This is a genomic window from Candidatus Nanosynbacter sp. TM7-076 (genome assembly GCF_022828325.1).
Taxonomy (GTDB): domain Bacteria; phylum Patescibacteriota; class Saccharimonadia; order Saccharimonadales; family Saccharimonadaceae; genus Nanosynbacter.
The window spans coordinates 218,352-236,760 of record NZ_JAJQJS010000002.1 but is presented as its reverse complement, the minus strand read 5'-3'; the positions used below and the strand labels follow the sequence as shown (position 1 = coordinate 236,760).

General features: G+C 42.3%; 23 protein-coding genes, 3 tRNA genes and 1 pseudogene. 18 read left to right on the top strand and 9 right to left on the bottom strand.

Annotated elements, in window-relative coordinates:
* Window positions 1-38 precede the first annotated feature (38 nt).
* Window positions 39-581 carry a hypothetical protein gene (locus LRM47_RS01930; RefSeq protein WP_243822612.1) on the top strand — a complete coding sequence of 181 codons (543 nt, stop codon included), beginning with the start codon at window positions 39-41 and terminating at the stop codon, window positions 579-581.
* Window positions 574-918: a hypothetical protein gene (locus LRM47_RS01925; protein ID WP_243822611.1), complete on the top strand. Its 345-nt coding sequence runs from the start codon at window positions 574-576 to the stop codon at window positions 916-918. The genes LRM47_RS01930 and LRM47_RS01925 overlap by 8 nt, the downstream gene beginning before the upstream one ends.
* 3 nt (window positions 919-921) lie before the next feature.
* Here LRM47_RS01925 and LRM47_RS01920 read toward each other — a convergent pair whose 3' ends face one another.
* Entirely contained in the window at window positions 922-1,824 is a 903-nt protein-coding gene (locus LRM47_RS01920; protein ID WP_243822610.1) for a mechanosensitive ion channel family protein, read from the bottom strand.
* A 24-nt stretch (window positions 1,825-1,848) separates the two neighbouring features.
* Between LRM47_RS01920 and trmB the strand changes: the two genes are divergently transcribed.
* Both trmB and LRM47_RS01910 read left to right on the top strand, forming a co-directional pair.
* Entirely contained in the window at window positions 1,849-2,490 is a 642-nt protein-coding gene (gene trmB, locus LRM47_RS01915; RefSeq protein WP_243822609.1) for a tRNA (guanosine(46)-N7)-methyltransferase TrmB, read from the top strand.
* A 17-nt stretch (window positions 2,491-2,507) separates the two neighbouring features.
* Window positions 2,508-2,855, top strand: a complete 348-nt coding sequence (locus LRM47_RS01910) for a nucleoside triphosphate pyrophosphohydrolase family protein (RefSeq protein ID WP_243822608.1) — start codon at window positions 2,508-2,510, stop codon at window positions 2,853-2,855.
* On the opposite strand, the gene LRM47_RS01905 is transcribed toward LRM47_RS01910, so the two are convergent.
* Window positions 2,852-4,102: a UDP-N-acetylmuramate--L-alanine ligase gene (locus LRM47_RS01905; RefSeq protein WP_243822607.1), complete on the bottom strand. Its 1,251-nt coding sequence runs from the start codon at window positions 4,100-4,102 to the stop codon at window positions 2,852-2,854. The genes LRM47_RS01910 and LRM47_RS01905 overlap by 4 nt on opposite strands.
* A gap of 84 nt (window positions 4,103-4,186) precedes the next feature.
* Here LRM47_RS01905 and LRM47_RS01900 point away from each other — a divergent pair, with 84 nt between their 5' ends.
* The 5 genes from LRM47_RS01900 (at window position 4,187) to LRM47_RS01880 (ending at window position 7,487) form a co-directional block, all read left to right on the top strand.
* Complete coding sequence (locus tag LRM47_RS01900; protein ID WP_243822606.1) at window positions 4,187-4,852, top strand: hypothetical protein; 666 nt, start codon at window positions 4,187-4,189, stop codon at window positions 4,850-4,852.
* A gap of 67 nt (window positions 4,853-4,919) precedes the next feature.
* Window positions 4,920-5,126, top strand: coding sequence for a hypothetical protein (locus LRM47_RS01895; RefSeq protein WP_082001355.1), 207 nt, complete (start codon window positions 4,920-4,922; stop codon window positions 5,124-5,126).
* Between the two features lie 136 nt (window positions 5,127-5,262).
* Window positions 5,263-5,754: a hypothetical protein gene (locus LRM47_RS01890; RefSeq protein ID WP_243822605.1), complete on the top strand. Its 492-nt coding sequence runs from the start codon at window positions 5,263-5,265 to the stop codon at window positions 5,752-5,754.
* 325 nt (window positions 5,755-6,079) lie between these two features.
* Complete coding sequence (locus LRM47_RS01885; protein WP_243822604.1) at window positions 6,080-7,045, top strand: ADP-ribosylglycohydrolase family protein; 966 nt, start codon at window positions 6,080-6,082, stop codon at window positions 7,043-7,045.
* 25 nt (window positions 7,046-7,070) lie between these two features.
* Window positions 7,071-7,487 (top strand): hypothetical protein, encoded by a 417-nt coding sequence (locus LRM47_RS01880; RefSeq protein WP_243822603.1) that lies wholly within the window; start codon window positions 7,071-7,073, stop codon window positions 7,485-7,487.
* Window positions 7,488-7,865: 378 nt separating this feature from the next.
* Here LRM47_RS01880 and LRM47_RS01875 read toward each other — a convergent pair.
* From LRM47_RS01875 to LRM47_RS01850, 6 genes are all read right to left on the bottom strand, one after another.
* Window positions 7,866-7,942: transfer RNA gene (locus LRM47_RS01875), tRNA-Met, on the bottom strand.
* 43 nt (window positions 7,943-7,985) lie between these two features.
* Complete coding sequence (locus LRM47_RS01870) at window positions 7,986-8,435, bottom strand: hypothetical protein (protein WP_243822602.1); 450 nt, start codon at window positions 8,433-8,435, stop codon at window positions 7,986-7,988.
* A gap of 58 nt (window positions 8,436-8,493) precedes the next feature.
* A tRNA-Ile gene (locus tag LRM47_RS01865) sits at window positions 8,494-8,569 on the bottom strand.
* 30 nt (window positions 8,570-8,599) lie between these two features.
* Entirely contained in the window at window positions 8,600-9,970 is a 1,371-nt protein-coding gene (locus LRM47_RS01860) for a dihydrolipoyl dehydrogenase family protein (RefSeq protein ID WP_243822601.1), read from the bottom strand.
* Window positions 9,971-9,978: 8 nt separating this feature from the next.
* Window positions 9,979-10,266: a hypothetical protein gene (locus LRM47_RS01855; RefSeq protein WP_129631704.1), complete on the bottom strand. Its 288-nt coding sequence runs from the start codon at window positions 10,264-10,266 to the stop codon at window positions 9,979-9,981.
* Complete coding sequence (locus LRM47_RS01850) at window positions 10,260-10,997, bottom strand: hypothetical protein (RefSeq protein ID WP_243822600.1); 738 nt, start codon at window positions 10,995-10,997, stop codon at window positions 10,260-10,262. Before LRM47_RS01850 ends, LRM47_RS01855 begins: the two co-directional genes overlap by 7 nt.
* Before the next feature lie 139 nt (window positions 10,998-11,136).
* Between LRM47_RS01850 and LRM47_RS01845 the strand changes: the two genes are divergently transcribed.
* Entirely contained in the window at window positions 11,137-11,301 is a 165-nt protein-coding gene (locus LRM47_RS01845; protein ID WP_164999847.1) for a hypothetical protein, read from the top strand.
* A gap of 51 nt (window positions 11,302-11,352) precedes the next feature.
* Here the strand turns inward: LRM47_RS01845 and LRM47_RS01840 are convergent.
* A tRNA-Met gene (locus tag LRM47_RS01840) sits at window positions 11,353-11,429 on the bottom strand.
* A 74-nt stretch (window positions 11,430-11,503) separates the two neighbouring features.
* Between LRM47_RS01840 and tilS the strand changes: the two genes are divergently transcribed.
* The 8 genes and pseudogenes from tilS to LRM47_RS01800 all read left to right on the top strand — a co-directional run bounded on the left by tilS (window position 11,504) and on the right by LRM47_RS01800 (window position 18,384).
* The gene (gene tilS / locus LRM47_RS01835) at window positions 11,504-12,340 is read left to right on the top strand and encodes a tRNA lysidine(34) synthetase TilS (protein ID WP_243822599.1); all 837 of its coding nucleotides are present in this window, start codon (window positions 11,504-11,506) and stop codon (window positions 12,338-12,340) included.
* Window positions 12,341-12,368: 28 nt separating this feature from the next.
* Window positions 12,369-14,237 (top strand): ATP-dependent zinc metalloprotease FtsH, encoded by a 1,869-nt coding sequence (gene ftsH / locus LRM47_RS01830; protein ID WP_243809811.1) that lies wholly within the window; start codon window positions 12,369-12,371, stop codon window positions 14,235-14,237.
* Window positions 14,238-14,243: 6 nt separating this feature from the next.
* A complete protein-coding gene (gene murJ, locus LRM47_RS01825) occupies window positions 14,244-15,896 on the top strand; it encodes a murein biosynthesis integral membrane protein MurJ (protein WP_243822598.1) in 1,653 nt (550 codons plus the stop codon).
* Entirely contained in the window at window positions 15,896-16,726 is an 831-nt protein-coding gene (locus tag LRM47_RS01820) for a GTP-binding protein (protein WP_243822597.1), read from the top strand. Before murJ ends, LRM47_RS01820 begins: the two co-directional genes overlap by 1 nt.
* A 94-nt stretch (window positions 16,727-16,820) precedes the next feature.
* Window positions 16,821-16,997, top strand: a pseudogene (locus LRM47_RS01815) (transposase); the annotation flags it as partial.
* Between the two features lie 46 nt (window positions 16,998-17,043).
* Window positions 17,044-17,307: a SemiSWEET family transporter gene (locus LRM47_RS01810; protein WP_061582780.1), complete on the top strand. Its 264-nt coding sequence runs from the start codon at window positions 17,044-17,046 to the stop codon at window positions 17,305-17,307.
* A 217-nt stretch (window positions 17,308-17,524) separates the two neighbouring features.
* Window positions 17,525-17,839, top strand: coding sequence for a dUTP diphosphatase (locus LRM47_RS01805; RefSeq protein ID WP_243813177.1), 315 nt, complete (start codon window positions 17,525-17,527; stop codon window positions 17,837-17,839).
* Between the two features lie 74 nt (window positions 17,840-17,913).
* On the top strand, window positions 17,914-18,384 hold the full coding sequence (locus tag LRM47_RS01800) for a hypothetical protein (RefSeq protein WP_243822596.1): 471 nt from the start codon (window positions 17,914-17,916) through the stop codon (window positions 18,382-18,384).
* The last annotated feature ends 25 nt before the right edge of the window (window positions 18,385-18,409 follow it).

Below are 18,409 nucleotides of genomic sequence, written 5' to 3'. Positions count from 1 at the left end.
TTTGACTCTATTCAAGAAGACGTGAGATAATATAAGTGATGAAAAAAGTTACTTTCTATCTCGCGTCTTTTTTGATTGCTTCTAGTTTGTTAGTGACGCCACGGGCAGTTGAGGCTCAGTCTGTCGATGCTACGGCTGATTCTGAGATTATAAAAACGCTTGAGCGAAATTGTAGTTCCGTAAGAGTTGCTATTAAAAACATCCATACCAATGATGCTCTAACTAGGGTAAATGTTGGACAAAGATATAATTCTATTTCTACCAAACTTATGGCCAGGCTGAACGGTCGATTGGCAATCAATAAGCTGGACAGCTCAAAGTTGGTGAATATTACTAATGAATTCGAGTCGACGAGGCTTAAGTTTAATAGCAATTACAACGATTACGATACCGCGATGACCGATCTTCAGCGCGTAAATTGCTCTAATAATGTGGCGGACTATTATCAAAAATTGACCGTCGCTCGCGAGGCTCGTAATAAACTTTCTGAGGACGTGAAGATATTGGATGAATTATTAGTGAGATATAAAGAAGAAGTGCAAGTTATTAAAAATTCGCTGTCTGGAGGTTCCAATGAATAGGGCTAAGGAATTATTTCGTAGTTATAAATTCGCTACATTTATTGGGCTGACTATTGCGGCCTCAGTTTTACTAGTATCGATCGCGATGTTTATGTATTACAAGACTGACGCTTATCGATTGGATTTGAGTCGCCCAGAATACGCTTCTCGCCGCAATCAAATTAGCAAGGATGCGAATGAAAAAAGTCACGAATTTGACGCGCAAGGCACAGTAAGTAAGGATACATTGAAGGAATTTTTGGGAATTTATGATAAAGAAGTAGAGAGCGTTAATAAGATCAAAGCGTTTTCTAATGATGTGTTAAGCGATAAAGAATTAGGCTTGTCTAATAATTAATTTTTATCTTCTGGTTATTGAGGTTGGGGTCGGCAGAGTTGCCAGAAGAACTCCTTCACGATCAAAGTTTTGTAGCAATCGATGTCGCATTTCAGAGGTAACAGACCACTGATCGGATGGCTGAGTTTTTCCGGCAATGATCAATTCTGTTCCTCGTCCAGTAATATCACCAACGGAAACGAATTTAGGCGGATCGATAATTTTCTTCTGCCAAGCCTTTTCTTCTGCCAATTCTTGACCAGTAGCGTTAATGATGTCTGTAACTGCAGAAATGTCAGAACTTGGGTCGATATAAATGCTGAATCGCGACATACTATAGCCCATAGTTTTATTGATAACGTGCTGAATCGTGCCATTTGGAACATAATGAACATTACCCTCAGAGTCTCGTATAACAGTAGTGCGAGTGCCGACTCTCTCGACGGTTCCAGCGGCTCCCATTACGTCAACAACATCGCCAACACGATATTGATTTTCGGCGATGATGAAAATACCAGACAAGAAGTCCTTAACGAGTGATTGAGCGCCAAATCCTAACGCCACACCGATTATGCCGGCGCTGGCGAATAACGGCGATAAATCAAATAGAAATAGTTTATTGGCGACAATCGCGGCGACATAGAAAATTATAATAATTTGCCAGAAACTGCGAGTTAATTGGATGAGAGTTTTTTCGCGCTTTTCTATATCTTTACGGTGCCAAGAACGATGTTTGGCGGTGGAGCGTATAGAATAATGGATAGTCCAAGATAATAAATATTTCCCCAGAAAATAAACAAAAACAGAGCCGATAATAATGCTGACCGTGTCGATAATGCGCTCACTAATTAACCAGCCAAGGTTGTTGCCATGCAGCCATTGACCCAATGTAGAAGAATCTAAAAACTGTTTTATAAGCTTATCCATTATTGATTTAGTATAATAGAAAATATGAGTTTTGTCGATCCGAATCAATTTATTATCACTAGAAAACGTAAGAAGTATAAATTCGCTTTATTCCACAATTCACCTCTATGTTTTGAATTTGACGAGTGGATAGAACGGGAAGTCGATTGTTTGGAAATCGGTGCTGGAACTGGACTATTCAGCGTGGAGCTTGCACTACGTCATCCTGAAAAGACGTTTTTAGCAATTGACGTGAAAGGTGATCGGTTACAGAAGGGTGCGAAAATCGCTGAAGAAAAAGGGCTGGAGAATGTGTTTTTCGTTCGAGCGCGGGCTGACCAAATAGACCAACTAGTGGAGCAGAATTCTTTGGAGCAAATTTGGGTGACATTTCCTGATCCGTTCCCGAGGAAGCATAGCGCTGGGCGCCGCTTGACTCATCCTAATTTTTTGAAGAAGTATTCTTCATTGCTAAAATCGGACGGATCTTTATTAATTAAACACGACGATCACAATTTTTTCTGCTGGAGCTTGGAACAATTAGTGTCAGAAAAATGGCAAATTAAAGAGTTGAGCTTTGACCTTCATGAATCCGCACTAAATGACGAATATAAAATAATGACGACTTACGAACAAAGGTGGATTGGCGAAGGAAAAACTATTAATTTCGTAAGAGTTGCGCGCTAATAAATGAAAGGAATATTATGCAATTTAAAGGTTATTCAACAAAAGCAATTTCTACTTTAACAGATAAGGAATCTCATAAATATGGTGATGTTGACGCGAGATTGATGGCGCAGATATTGGGATTAAGTGGTGAATCTGGTGAAGTCATGGAGAAATTTAAGAAAATCCTACGTGATAAAAATGGCGAGATCTCAGAGAATGACCGCGACGCAATAATAAAAGAGCTCGGTGATGTGTTATGGTATGTCAATTCTATAGCGCATTTGCTTGGTTGTAGTTTAGAGGAAGTGGCTCGCAGAAATAATGACAAACTGCTCAGTCGCCAGAGTCGGGGGAAGATTCACGGCAGCGGCGATGATCGCTAGTTTTTAGCTAATCGCTCGCGAATCCATCCGTCGATTGTGCCAGCGCCCATACACAGGACGAGCTTTCCAGAGTTCCTTGCCGCGGTTATTTCTTGCCATAAACTGTCGTCTAATTCAGCGAAATGAACTTTTTCTTTGTCGATATTTTTGGCAAGTTGTTGCGGTGTTAAGGTTGATAAATCTGGATTTTCCCTAGTTAAATAAGTTGGCAGCCAGTAAATTTCATTGGCATCACGGAAAATATCATCAGTGTATTGATCAATTATCTCGTGCTGGCGAACATTTTGGTGTGGCTGATAAACCAGAACTACATCGTTTGACAACTCCTTAGCCATCTGTAGTGTCGCTTGAATTTCAACTGGGTGATGTCCATAGTCAGAGTATAGATTTCCGGCGAGCTTTTCAAAACGTCGTCCTGAGCCGGGGAAAGAGTTTATTGCTTGGTATATTTCTAACTCCTCCGCGTCCACTCCCATATGCCTCAAAGCTTCGATCGCCAAAGTAGCGTTCTTTCGGTTGTGCTCGCCGGGCAGAGTGATGTTTTTATTGGAATTGTGCAAGATTGTTAGATTTTTCTCATCAAATATGGCGGAATTTTCTTGCCACGCGATAACTTTTTTAGATTTTTTACCGAATTCACGGAAAGCGTCTAAGTAGGATTCTTTTGTTGGATATGTGTCTGGATGGTCGTAATCAACAGATGTGATAAGGCTAATTTCTGGAGAAAAATGCAAAAAGTTGCGGTCAAATTCATCACACTCGTATGCGAAAAATTGGCTATTTTTATCAAATGTTCCGCTCGGTCCAAAGCTTAAAGTTGAACCCACAGAATAACTGACAGGAATTTGCAATTGCTCCATTGTCCAGATTAGCATGCTCGTTGTTGTGGTTTTTCCGTGGGTGCCAGCAACCGCGATAAGTTTCAGGTTTTTATCGGCGATTATTTGCGCCAGCAATTCGTCGCGCTTGCTGGTCTTTATGCCTAATTTTCGCGCCAAGACTAGTTCTGGGTGATTTTCCGGTAAAGCAGCGGTGTAAATAAACCAATCAAATGGTGATTTATCGTGCTCTGATTGCAAAAACGCGCCAGATTGATCAAAAGAAATATGAATTCCGGCTGACTCTAATTCGTTTGTGATTAGACTTGGTGATCTGTCGGAGCCGCAAACGTCATATCCGGCTTCTAAGGCAATTCTACTCAGCGGTCCTATACCAACGCCGCCAATTCCTGAAAAATAAATTCGCATACAAATATTATACCACCGCAGCGGTAACAATATTCACGTCATTGGGATAATTTGCTATACTAAAATCATAGAGAAGGTGGTGGGATGGCTATAGACAAGAAGAAAACCAAGTTCAGAATTAAGCGACTCAGTCAGATCAAGACTTGGCAGCTGGTTATTTTATTGATTATGTCTGGTTTTATTTCGGCAACTTTTTTGAGGCTGAATAATGTTGGTATGATCGAGCGACGAGAATCTGTAGAGAACGCGGATAAGGCTGGAGATATAGTCAATCTTCAGCAGCGACTATACGATTTGCAGCGTTATGTATCTACACATATGAACGCTGATCCGGGGAAGATTGCGCTGGATCATACGTATAAACAAATGTATGACCGGAAGTTGAAAGAGTTCGAGGAGGAGATAAAAAATCAGTCTAACAATGATACTGTGTCGAAAGTTAGGGCTGTCTGTGATGCTAGGGCGCAGCAAGGCGGTTACGGCCGATTTACAACACAGGCGGATCCGAGGTATATCAATTGTATTAATGAGGAGTGGGCGAAATATCCTGCCGCGAAAGCCACTAACTTGCAGTTTGAAGCGCCTTCAACTGAGCCGTATTATCACACTTTCGTCTCGCCGATATGGTCAGCTGATTACGCGGGGTGGTCTTTGCTGGTGACGATATTCATTGCCATGATTATCATAATGAGGTTGGTTGTTCTGGGGATGTTAAAGTTGATGCTTAGGCGACGAAATAAGCTTTTTTAGCTTGACAGGGGTGATATAGAGATAGTAATCTATATAGGAATATCATTAATAGGAGGTATATAACCAAATGGCTTATAAACATACCAACTCAAAGGGCATCACATATTACTTGCATAAGACTGACGTAACTTTGCGCGGCGGCAAGACTCAAACTATTTACTTCTTCGCTAAGGTTGAGAAGAACGAAAAGGGTACGCCATGTGATCTACCAGAAGATCGTATTGTGAAAGAAAACCCACGCAACGGCTTTTTGACAATTTCTAAGAAAAAATAGTCCTTTGCTTGCACCATAAGCGCGTTTGGTGATATAGTAGAACCAAACAAACAGGTGCCATAACTCCTCTGTAAAAAGCAGGGGAGTTTTTTGTGGGGTTGATTATTTGTGGATATTGTGGTATAACAGTTACTATATGAAGTCGAAGACGGTTGAAGTGTTGGAGCTTGCTAAGCCAAACAGAGTGGGCGTTATTGATGTTGTTGATTCGGACGGTAATGTTGTGCCGTTGGATTATTTAGGCGAAGATTTTGTTCCTGATGCGAATAGTTATAGTGATGAAGATTTTACGAAGAGAAATAGAATTATAGTTGAGATGTGTAATCTTTTCGGCAGGATTCGTCGTCGTGCTGGCTTTGCCGAACGTCATAGAGGTCGTGGCGACTATGATCGCGCTCGTCGCATAGAAAGAAACAGGGGTAGTGATATTTCTGAAGTTGGCAGACTCGCTATAAGTGCTTGTGAAGCATGTCCACTTAAGCTTGATTGTGAACTGTATGGTAAATTAGGGGAGGCTGTTCTAAGTGATGTTTTGGATTATAAAAAAGTTCGCACAGCCACATCTCTGACTAAAGCAGGCAAGAAACGTTCAGGTTGGAATAAGGGTTGCATAGATAATAATGCGTAAAGAAAAAGCCCCCTTCTGAATGAAGAGGGATTTTTCTTGGTGACCCAAGTGTATCTACATTGGAACCATATCTGTAGCGAGATTCTGAGCTGGAGACGCTTAATAGAGGCGACCACCCCTTCAATAAAGATACCCAACCACCATTAAAGTATATCGTAACAGAATGTGTTAATATCAATAAATTATCCTCTTGACTACTTTTTACGTTATCCAGCCTGATAAATTCATAAATCAGCACTAAATGTCGCGGTTGGGTTAGACTAAGATTGTCACAAAGGGCTAATTGAGGTCGCTTATTTAGGAGATTGACGATATAATCAAAATAATGAAGAAAAACTCTCAAGCACAGCTCCAGGGTATGTTACTCGGCTTAGCCATAGGCGACGCTCTCGGTGCTCCTATTGAACACGGTTACACAAGTGATGAGATTGCTGGTCGTATAGAAGAATTGCGTCATATGCACGATGAAGCGCACTTTCCTCGTGGCGTCTGGACAGACGACACTTCTATGGCATTATGTTTAGCAGATAGCTTGCTGGAATGCGGCGGCTATGATTCGTGGAGCGTTATGGATAAGTATTGCAAATGGCAATCAGAGGGCTACCGCTCGTATTTTGATTATGGCGAGGGTATCGGCATGCAGACGCTTATCATGCTGGATATGTACGCTAGCGGTTACGCTATTGTTCACAAAACGATGAATCGGAGCGATGGTGCTGGCAACGGTGTCGTAATGCGCCTTGCACCAGTCGTGATAGCTGCCTACGGCAAACGAGATGATATCCGTGACGTAATACGGCTTGCTCAAGTCTCTGCTAGAGAAACGCATTACTCCTATGAGGCTGAAGCTGCTGCTGAAGTATTTGCTGCCATACTACACAACGCTATCCATCTAAAAGACAAAACAGATATTATAGATGTTAGTAAGTATAGTACCGGCGCACACTACGACCAGCTGCTGAACAAGCTAAAAGAGAGAGTTGAGACAGATAAGCTCAAGAATAAGCCAGGTTATGTCGTATACACCCTCCAGATAGCTTTATGGGGCTTTATGAACTATGACACATTTGAGGATGGAATATTGGCAGTTATGTGTCTGGGCGGTGACGTTGATACAACTATGGCGGTGTACGGGCAATTAGCTGGTGCATACTATGGACTTGATGCAATACCGAACGAATGGCGGCGTGATGTTTATCAAGGGAATGATATTATTGAACTAGCGGATAAACTAGCCGCAATGGACGATTGCCCTGTCCTGTATACACGGTTTGAGGAAGACGTAACTTAATACAAATCATGAGGAGAATGACTATATGAACGAAACAACATTAGAAACCGCTCAGCAACTACTAGCCACAAAAGAGTTTAGCTACAAGGATATTAACCCAAGCGAAAGAGGAATATTCCTAGCGGCGCTTATTGAGAATGGTAAAGTCGCCAAAGAAGGGACTAACCACCACTCAAATATCCCCAAAGGAACGCTGATTAGTGAGTGGTATTTACGGCATGAGTTAGGGCTAAGTGGAGCAATAAAGCACGACCTATACACTTCGCTTGAGCTGTGGGAGTTAGACGATAAGCGATATCAAATTATCTATTATAAACCCTTCGGTTTGGGAAATTATGCTGAAACAAAATCAGAATTCTATGACGATAAAGACTCTGCCCAGGCTCGCCTTGACGAAGAATCTCGTAAGCTTGAAACAGAAGTATCTCTCCTTAAGAGATAAATCCTAGAATCATCTTTTGTCAAGATAGGTCATGCTGGGTACTGATACTTTTTGTGTTTGGATTGTTGTATGAAAAACAGATCTAATAAATGCGTATGATGACGATAAGGTAATGATAGCCGACGAGCTACAGCGCCTAGAGCGTCAGCAAGCAATACGAGAGACTGATATTGATGTTGCTCTTGAGATCATGCGAGATGTAGATAGACAATGGGTACTGGCTTCGCCGGGCGCTAGGATAAGATTCCAAAGCATATTATTCCCCACAGGGGTTGATATATGACTATAAAAACCATAGGTTTGGAACCAGTGAAATCAGTGTATTTTACAGAGTGCTACCAACCAAAAAAGGCTCTCCAGAGCCTGAAAAACCCTTCTTGGTGGCGGGGGTAGGATTTGAACCTACGACCTTTTGGTTATGAGCCAAACGAGCTACCAGGCTGCTCTACCCCGCGATACATAATTATGATATCAGCTTAGCGTAATAATTGCAACACCTTAGTGTTTGTGACTATTGCCGCCAAATAGAAAGTTCATCCATTGCTGAAAGTTACTATCTGTTCGCTTCGCGCTCGACGCAAGTTTTTGGGCAGGAATGGCGCTTTCGAAAGATTGGGTGATGAGCTGTTTTTCTCCGGGTAAACCTTTTCCTGTGCGCTGTCTAATAGTCAATTCTTGATACTCTTCGCTTTGATAATATTTCGATTCGTATTCCAGCAAGGCGACTTGCAGTTTTTCTATTTCCACTTGCTGGCGTTTGTTGTCAATAGAGCGTTGTAATTCGTAGTTTTTTTGCATTGATTCAATGGAGCCCCAAGCCCAACTCATAGCAATTAAAAGCGCAGCAGCAATAACGACATTATTTAGGGTCAAATAGTCGTGCTGTATTCTGTAAATTAATCGTTTGAGTTTTAATTTGTTCATTTTTGCAAATTTAATATCTACCACATAATATTGTAGCAGGAATGGTAAAAATATTCATCTTATGATTATCAAATTCAGACTGTGGTGGGGGCGGCTGGGATCGAACCAGCGACCAATCGGTTATGAGCCGACTGCTCTAACCCCTGAGCTACGCCCCCGTGAGACTTATTATAGCGCATCAGAGGTAATTATAGAAGTTTTCCGGCGGCAATTCGCACGGCTTCTGACCAAGAAGTAAAACAATGCGGAGTGGACGCTAGTTCTTCGCTGGTAATTTTATGTCGAACAGCCAAGGCTAACTCGGCTGCCATATCGCTAGCGTGTGGCCCGACGATCGTTCCGCCTACGACAACTCGCTTCTTATCAACGATCAATTTCACAAAACCTATTCGCTGGTCGGTAATATTGCTGCGTACAGTAGTGGTGAGCGGAACAATTGCTATTTTTGCGCTTATTCCTTTCGCCTTACAATCGTATTCATTCATTCCAATTTGAGCTATTTCTGGCTGAGTAAATGCAACTTGTAGGTGCGGGGAATCATTGAATTTAATCTTATTATTATGTAGCAAATTATGAGCCGCAATACGACTCTGCGCTAAAGCTGTGTGGGTTTGGATATTGGCGTCAGTTACATTTCCTGCGGCAAAAATATGCCGAGCGGAAGTTTGCAGGTAAGAATTAACCAAAATGCCATTTTCGGTATATTTTACGCCAGCGTTTTCTAAGCCTAAATCTGTCGCAGGCAATTGTTGGTCGGCAATTAGAATCTCATCAACGCGCACAGATTTTTCTATTCGCCCCTGCAGAAAAGTGACGCGTTTTTGTATAGACGATTTTTGGATGGCGATAATCTTAGTGCGAGCTAAGATTGAAATATTGCGATTTTTTGCGTCATTTGTAACCAAAGCGCTGACTTCTGGGTCAAATGTCGATAATATTCTGGACGATTTCTCTGCTACGTAAACTTTTGTTCCCAGGGTGGAGAAGATGTGTGCCAATTCTAGTGCCGTAGCCCCCGCGCCAACAATGAACATGGTTTTTGGTGGGCGCTTCAAGCTAAAAATAGTTTTTGGAGTGTGATAAGAAGTGGTATTTAATCCAGGTATTTCTGGAATTTGCCAATCAGATCCAGTTGCAATGAGAAATTTGCGAGCGGACAAATGTCTGCGATTGACGGCTATTTCGTTCGGACTCAAGAAATGCGCATTGCCGGCAAAAACACTAATACCTTGCTTCTCGTAATAATAGCGATTGCCGCCAGCTCCAGTTCTCTTTACGACTTTATCTTTCCAGGAGAGTAGAGAAGGGTAATTATACCCAACCGAGTTAGTGCGCAACCCAAACTTAGCGGCATCTTTGGCTGTTTGATAAACGTTAAGAGCATGAGTTAAAAATCCAGTTGGTACATCTCCCCAGTTTGGTGATTCCCCGCCGAATGTTGATTTTTCTACAACAGCAACTTTTTTTCCGGCACTCGCTAATATGCTGGCTGCGGGCGAACCGCCAGCGCCACTACCAATTACTATATAATCATAGTCAAAAGTTGGTTTTTGCGACATCAAATCTCCTAAATTATGGTTTTATAATTTTTATATAAATAAGCCGCGTCGGGATGCAGGGTTTTCATAATGCGTTGTGCTTGGCGGCGGATATCGGCAGAGGTTATTTCTGGGTGAGTTTCGCACCAATTCATAACACCCAAAGTGACGGTTTTTGCGATGTCTTGAGCTTGACCTTCTGGCGTACGAACGCTTAGACAAGTGGCAATTATGGAATTGTGGAGCTTGTCTGGGCTAAACTCCTCTGGTGGTCGTTTTCCTTGTTTGATGACGTCAATTTGACCTGGCTTTACCATAAATTGCCTCCGTAGCTAACGACGCCAATAACGCGATCAACGAATAGGAATGCCGCTAAAATTAATAAGCTACCACCGCTGGCGAATTGCAAAAACCTCTTATGATCTTCTCGCCAACGCTGTAAATTAGAGATGCTGCGTCCGCTGCCGATTAAGACGATAACGACAAATAACGGCAGTGTGGACACGATGACGTAGATCGCTATGCTGATGATTTGCAAGAAAGGGTTTGGTAGGGTGATAATAGCTAGACTGGCGGCGATAATTGGCGCGATGATGAATACAATTTCTGCAATAACGCTAATTATTCCCAGAGCAAAGCTTTCTATGGAATTTTTGGTTTTTTTGGTGCGCTTGTTTAAATATTCCGCAAAATTACGCGGAAGCCATAACGAAGTTCCTGGTTGTCGTCGAAAGTAGAATGCCCAAATTGCGATTCCTAAGCCAAACATCATCCCTGAAGAGGCGGCGGCAACGAGTTGCTCTGCGCTGGTGGCATGGTGGATGAATAGTGATAAGAAATAGGAAATTGAGCTGATAAGTAACAAGGTAATCATTGCGACTCCAAGTGCAAAACTGTTGCTCATACGAAAAATTTTTCTCTGGGCGGTTTTTTTGCCAATTGAATGCCCGCTAAGTAACGTTAAAACACTGACGCTAAGCTGAAAACTAGCGTGAATAATCGCTGCAAAAATTATGGTGGCTAGTGATGAGATTGTTACAGGGGTCATTTTTGTGTATAAATCCTTCTCTACCAGTGTACCACAAGCGGAATGAAAAGGTAAATAATGACCGAAAAAGGTATTGCTTTTTTGTCAAATTTATGATAGTATAAAGACAGTTAAATAATTAACACAAAAAGGAAAAAATATGGAAATCAACACCAGTGAATTAGCTGAATTTTTAGAAGTAACCCGAAAAAAGGATTTAGCAACGTGGGAGCGTCAGCGTAATTCATGGGAATTGGATAGTTTTGTGTCGCGACGATTGGCGGCTTTGGATGGCGTTCAATCTGAAGAGCTTGAGCTAATTTAATTCAGTATCTATAAAAAATTCCCCGCCGTATTGGCGAGGAAAGATAATTTCTGGTAGCACCGGGTGGACCCGAACCACCGACCTCAGGCTTATGAGTCCTGCGCTCTAACCAGCTGAGCTACGGTGCCACACTGCATTGATTGTAACAGATAGTATAAAATTTGCCAAATACGTTTTAGGTAAATTGTGAGATAATGGATATGTGAGATATATTATCGCAGTCAGTGGTGGGATTGATTCGGTAGTTTTGCTGGATTTGATGTCGCGAACGGAAAAAGATTTGGTGGTCGCTCATTTTGACCACGGAATTCGTGAGGATTCGGCGAGCGATGCTAGATTTGTCGAGGCTTTAGCTGATAGATATAAAATACAATTTGTTTGTCGGCGCGAAAAACTGGGGGCTGATGCTAGCGAAGAATTAGCGCGCCGAAGACGTTATGATTTTTTGCGTGGCGTGGCGACGGATTTTGATGGCGTGATAGTGACGGCACATCATCGAGATGACATTATTGAAACTGTAGCGATGAATCTTAAGCGCGGTTCCAGGTGGCGAGGCTTGGCGGGGATGAGTGATAGTCAGATAGTTAGGCCGATGAATGGTTGGACGAAGCAGAGAATTTATGAATATGCGATTCGCCAAAAATTGGAATGGTGTGAAGATGAGACAAATCAAAGCGATGCGTATCAAAGGAATAAATTTAGGCGCAAGATAAATCGTGAGCTTGATGAATATCAGAAACTTGGAGTGTATGAGGCGTGGCGAAAACAGAGAGAATTAAGAGGAAAAATTGAGCAGGAAATAGAGAAGTTTGATGGAGAAGTCCTGGGTCGGTATTTTTTGACGATGATAGATGATAATGTCGCACAAGAATTGCTATATTATTACGTTTTGCGACATTATGATGTGTCGTTACTGGGTTCTCAATTGGAGCGTATGCTAATTGCTGTAAAAACTGGAAAAGCTGGCTCTTGCTGGCAAGTTGGTGGCGGCATTGTGATGAAATTGACGCTAAGAAGTGTTATAATAAAGAGAGTTTGATTAGTATAGGCGAAAGGATTAGTTGAGAATGGCTGTTAAGATGCCTCAAAGAAATGGAAAGAATAGAATAAGTCAAATTTTACGATTTGGATTGTTTTGGGCAATTATAATTTTTGTAGCGTTAATTTTTTACGCAACACTCTTCCCTGCGTCAAATCTTAAAGATGTTGCCTTATCTGATGTAGTGCGTCGAGCAAATGACGGTAAAATTGCTCAATTGGAGATTCAAGGGAATGATATTAAGATTACTCCAAAAGATCAATCAAAACCTACCGAGCATTCAGTCAAGGAATCTAGTAGCATTTATGAGCAGGGCTTGAACAAGGATGCTAAGGTGGAGGTGAAGGTTATTCCACCATCCACAACAGGCGAAACCATGTGGAACCTGGCGGTTATGGTCGTGCCTGTGCTGATTATCGTGGTGTTCTTTATGTTTATGATGCGCCAAGCTCAGGGTCAAAATAATCAAGCTATGGGTTTTGGTAAGAGTAAGGCTCGCCTGTATGGACAAGATAAAGAAAAGGTTTTATTTACGGATATCGCTGGAAATGATAACGCCAAGCAAGATTTGCAGGAAGTTGTTGATTTCCTCAAGCATCCGAAGAAATATAAAGATTTGGGCGCAAAGATTCCGAAAGGTGTATTATTAGTCGGTAATCCAGGTACGGGTAAGACGATGCTAGCCCGAGCTGTTGCCGGTGAGGCTGGTGTGCCATTCTTCTCGATTTCTGGTTCTGAATTCGTGGAAATGTTTGTTGGTGTTGGTGCTAGCCGAGTGCGAGATTTATTCTCTAAGGCTAAGAAAAATGCCCCGTGTATTATTTTTATCGATGAAATTGATGCCGTGGGTCGTAAGCGTGGCTCTGGTATGGGTGGTGGTCATGATGAGCGCGAGCAAACTCTGAATCAGATTTTGGTGGAAATGGATGGCTTTGATGGCGAGACTAATGTTATTGTTTTGGCAGCAACCAACCGCGCGGATGTTTTGGATCCGGCTTTGCTCCGACCTGGACGATTTGACCGACGTGTAACTATTACGCTTCCAGAGCGCAAAGATCGTGAGGCAATTCTGAAGGTTCACTTTAAGAAAAAGCCAACTGACGAAACTGTTGATCTTGATAAATTGGCGGCAAAAACCGCTGGCTCATCTGGTGCGGATTTGGCAAATATGGCCAATGAAGCTGCAATTATTGCTGCTCGTCGCAACAAGAAGAAGATCTCAAATGACGAATTAACTGAGGCGTTTGAGCGTGTGGCAATTGGTCCAGAGCGCAAGACTAAGATAATGAACGATCACGAGAAAGAGTTGACGGCTTACCACGAAGCTGGTCACGCGATTGTTGGTCACGTCTTGCCTGATTCTGACCCAGTCCACAAGGTTACGATTATTCCGCGCGGCGGTACTGGTGGAGTAACATGGTTCTTGCCGCCAGAAGATAAGAGCTACACGAATGTTTACGAGTTTAAAGATATTTTGGCTCGGGCAATGGGCGGACGAATTGCTGAGCAATTGATTTACGGTGATGACGGAATCACTACTGGAGCTGGTTCGGATTTGCGAAAAGCGACTGAAATTGCCCGCGATATGGTGATTGAGCAAGGAATGGGCAAGAGCTTGCGCGATCAAGTATTCCACGAAGATAACGGTGGCTTGATGTTTGATAAAATGACCAGAGAGCGCCCGTATTCTGATGAGACTGCGAAGATGATTGATGAGGAAGTTGCGCAATTGATTACCGAAGCCAAACATCGTGCAATGTTGGTATTGAAAGAGAATCGTTCGTTCCTTGATAAGTTGGCCGAGGCTCTACTGAAGGAAGAAACTTTGGAGGAATCTGAGGTTGACGAGATTCTTAAAGGCACTAAGTTACCAAAAGAGGCTAAACTGCATTCGTAAAATACTATGGGGCGCGTTCGTAGTACAGTTACGAAAATAAATCAGCGGCTTAATGTGAAATTGGCTGCTACGATCCTGGCGGGCTCGACGTTGTTGTCGAGCTTGTTGGGGTTTTTCCGTGATCGTCTGCTGAACTCCGCCTACATGCCGAGCGAAAACGGAGCATTGGCGGGATACCCGGTTGGACTAGACGCTTATACGGCAGCCTTCATGGTGCCAGATTTTATGTTTGCAGTGCTGGTTTCTGGTGCGCTTAGTGTGACGTTCATTCCAGTTTTTAATGAGCGCTGGGTCAAGGGTAATAAGCAGTCTGCTTGGCAAATTAGCTCGAGCATGATCAATTTTATGGCGCTAATAACCATGACAGCGTCGGTGTTGATTATTATCTTTGCCGATCCGTTGATGAAGTATTTAATCGCGCCTGGTCTGAGCGAGTCTGGCCATGCTTTGGCGGTTAGTATGATGCAAGTGATCGCGGTTAATCCGTTTATTTTTGCGGTTGCGGCGGTGATTGCTAGTATTCAGCAAGCGGTTGGGCGATTTATGTTCTGTGCGCTGGCGCCAATGCTATATAACGTCGGTATTATTATCGGTACGGTGTGGTTTACTGGCGGCGTCAATTTATTCGGTTGGCAGATTTTTGACGGCGGCATTATGGGTGTGGCGTTGGGTGTGGTTTTAGGATCATTTTTACAATTGATCGTCAGTGCGGTTGGCTTGGCTGGGCTTGGGTTTGATTACAATTTCAAAATTTATTGGCGAAATAAGGGATTTAGGAAAGTTTTATCTCTACTGCCGGCGCGCTCTGTTGATCAAGGAATGGATTATGTAGTTAGCTTGGTTGAGGTAAATTTGGCTTCGCGTTTGGCTGACGGAACGGTTAGGGCGTACCAACAGGCTTTGACTCTTCATATGATGCCGATCAACCTTATTGGCGTGGCGATTTCAAATGCCGCCTTTCCTCAATTGACTGAGCATTTGGGCGAAGGTCGAAATGACCTATTTCAAAAAGACCTGCGTTCCCTGCTGAGAATTATTTTTTGGATGGCGCTTCCAGTGTCGGTGGTGATTTTCTTTACCAGGGGATACGTCGTGCATTTTATCCGCAATGGCGGTAATCAACTAATCGCGGGAATTTTGGGATGTTTGGTTGTAGCAATTTTATTCCGAACTATTTACCACATGGCCGCGCGAGCATTTTACGCCCGCCAAGATACGAAAACTCCGCTATACATTTCAATTTTCTCGATTACTTTGAATATAATTTTAGCAATTGTTCTATCGATGGTCTTGAAAATGGGCGCGTATGGATTGGCTTGGGCTCAATCAACAGTGGCGGTTTTGGAAGTGGTTGTGCTTTTGGCGGTTATGAATCGTCAAATGCCAAAATTATTCGACATGACGTTCGTGCGAGCGATTTTTAAGATGATACTCGCTGGAATTGTTACGGGCGTGGTTTGTTATATTGCCGTGCTAATTATGCCGTTTCGTTATCATGACGACAGTTTCTTTAGCGCTTTTCCGAAATTTGTTATCATTTCATTGGTTAGTTTTGGCGCGTATGCCGCGGCTTCAAAGTGGCTAAAATTGCCAGAAATTGACCCGATTCTTGCACGATTGAAAAAAGTGTTATTTGGACGATTGGAGTTTAAGGGTTAATGGAAAATATTCGGAATTTTTGTATTATTGCTCATATTGATCACGGTAAGTCTACGCTGGCTGATCGAATGATGGAGATGACTGGGACGGTAGAAAAGCGCGAGATGAAGTCGCAGTTGCTGGATTCGATGGATTTGGAGCGGGAAAAAGGCATTACTATTAAGTTGGCGCCGGTGCGAATGCGATATAAGAATGTCGATCTGAATTTGATTGACACTCCGGGACATGTTGACTTTAGTTATGAAGTTTCGCGTAGTTTGCAGGCTTGCGAGGGCGCGATATTGGTGGTTGATGCTAGCCAGGGAATTCAGGCGCAAACATTGTCGAATGTTTATCTGGCGATGGAACAGGATTTGACAATTATTCCGGTCTTGAATAAGGTTGATTTGCCGGCCGCCGATATACCGCGCGTATCTAGGCAAGTCATTAATTTGTTGGGCTGCGACGAGAGCGAGATTATTCATATTTCTGCTAAAACTGGTCAAAACGTAGATAAGGTTTTGGATGCGGTTGTTGATAAAATTCCGGCGCCAACTGGCGAGGTTGATGGTCCAACTCGGGCGCTGATTTTTGATAGCTATTATGACGATTATCGTGGCGTGATTTTATACGTGCGGGTGGTTGACGGGCGAATTAAAAAGGGTGAGTCTATCCGAATGATGGCGACTGGCGCAGATGGACTAGCTCTGGAAGTCGGTCATCTTAACCCAGCCATGCAACCCGACCCTTCGCTTGAAACTGGCGAAATTGGCTATATTGTGACGAACCTGAAAACGACACGCGAGGCGCGGGTTGGCGATACGGTAACACTGGGGAGATATTTTAATTAAGATTAAAAAGGGAAACCACGAATCTACAAACAATAAGCTTAACTGAATTTTTTTGGCGTTGGTTCGTAGTATTGACGCGTATGATTGCTGAAATCAGTTTCCTTACCAGATTTGGCATAGCATTTATTCGACAAAACTCATTAAGTCTCTTAATAAAGAAATCAAACGTCAAACGAAATAGAAGGTTCTTTTTCCTAACGAGGAGGCTCTGGAACGTTACTTAGTTACTTTGTTTGAAGACTCTACTAGAGTGTTTACACAAAATTATTGACAGCATCTTTTCCTTTATAATATAATAAAACCTCATGAGGTATTATATGTCTAAACAAAAAATTAATCGCTTTGTCGGATCTATTGGAGCTTTTATTGGGATCCTTGTCTTTATTGCATATATTCCACAAATTATCGCTAACCTACAAGGAGAAAAAGCTCAACCATTCCAACCACTATTCGCAGCAGTTTCTTGTTTAATTTGGGTAATCTATGGTTGGACAAAAGAACCTAAAAAAGACTGGATCCTCATCATTCCCAATGCAGCGGGAGTGATATTAGGCGGTTTAACTTTTATTACTTCTTTATAAAAGTTATATAAACAAAACCAGCAACTTCATAAAAAAGTTGCTGGTAGAGATTTTGGACTATCACAGGAAAAAATATTTAACCAAAGTGATATATTGTTTGATAAATCAGAGTATAATAGTAATTAAAAATAGGATTGGATAGCGAGCAGATTCTTGCTTCCTGCTATGTTTATATTCCATCAAGTGTAAGTTAATTAAGATTAAAGAAGGAAAAACCATGAATCCACAAACAATAAGCTTAACTGAATTACAAAAACACCTCGATCAAACTTGTAAGGAGAAAGGTTGGGATAAAAATTCTGTCACTGAAGTATTCTTATTGTTAGCCGAGGAAGTTGGCGAGCTGGCGAAGGCGATTCGCAAAGAGACAGGATTTAAGGGAGAAAAAAGACCTGATAACCACGACAATCTGCGCGAGGAGTTTGCGGACGTGCTGAACTATTTGATGGAATTGGCAAATCGGTTTGACGTCAATTTGGCGGAAGTGTATTTTGAGAAGCACAAGATCAACCAGACGCGACAGTGGAAATAGTATATACTGTATTGAAAAGCGCAGATGTAATAAAATGCACGAAATAGGTATTGATATATCTGTTGTTGGCAATTATGAGCAATTTCAAAAACTTTACAGAGAAGATTAGATGTCGTGTAATTCCAGTAACACGCGACCGCCGTGTGTGGTTGGATGAGAAAATTGTTGACGATGATTCGTATAGTATTTTTATGAATGGGCGATCATATGAAATCGGTGAGGAATACGATGACTTTTTGTGTGTTACGGTTGACAGTTTTGCCGAGCTAGCAGATGCTATTCTCCGCGAGTTGTATGCGCGCGGATTTTCATCGTCGGGCTATAAACTAGTCAACGAAAATTATGTTCATCTAGATTATAGCTTTTTGAGCGATGACATATCTTGGGTCGCTTGGCGTAATGTTGATGTGATAGTTAAGGGTGATATTACTGACGAGAAGGATTATCGTCGCGACAAAGCTAAACGCGGTCGGTGGATGAGTTACGCTGAACTGGCTCAGGTTATTGGCAAGAATCAAGCTCATAAGATTTTTGAGCAGTTATAGGTTAGACCTCAGTGTGTAAGGAATA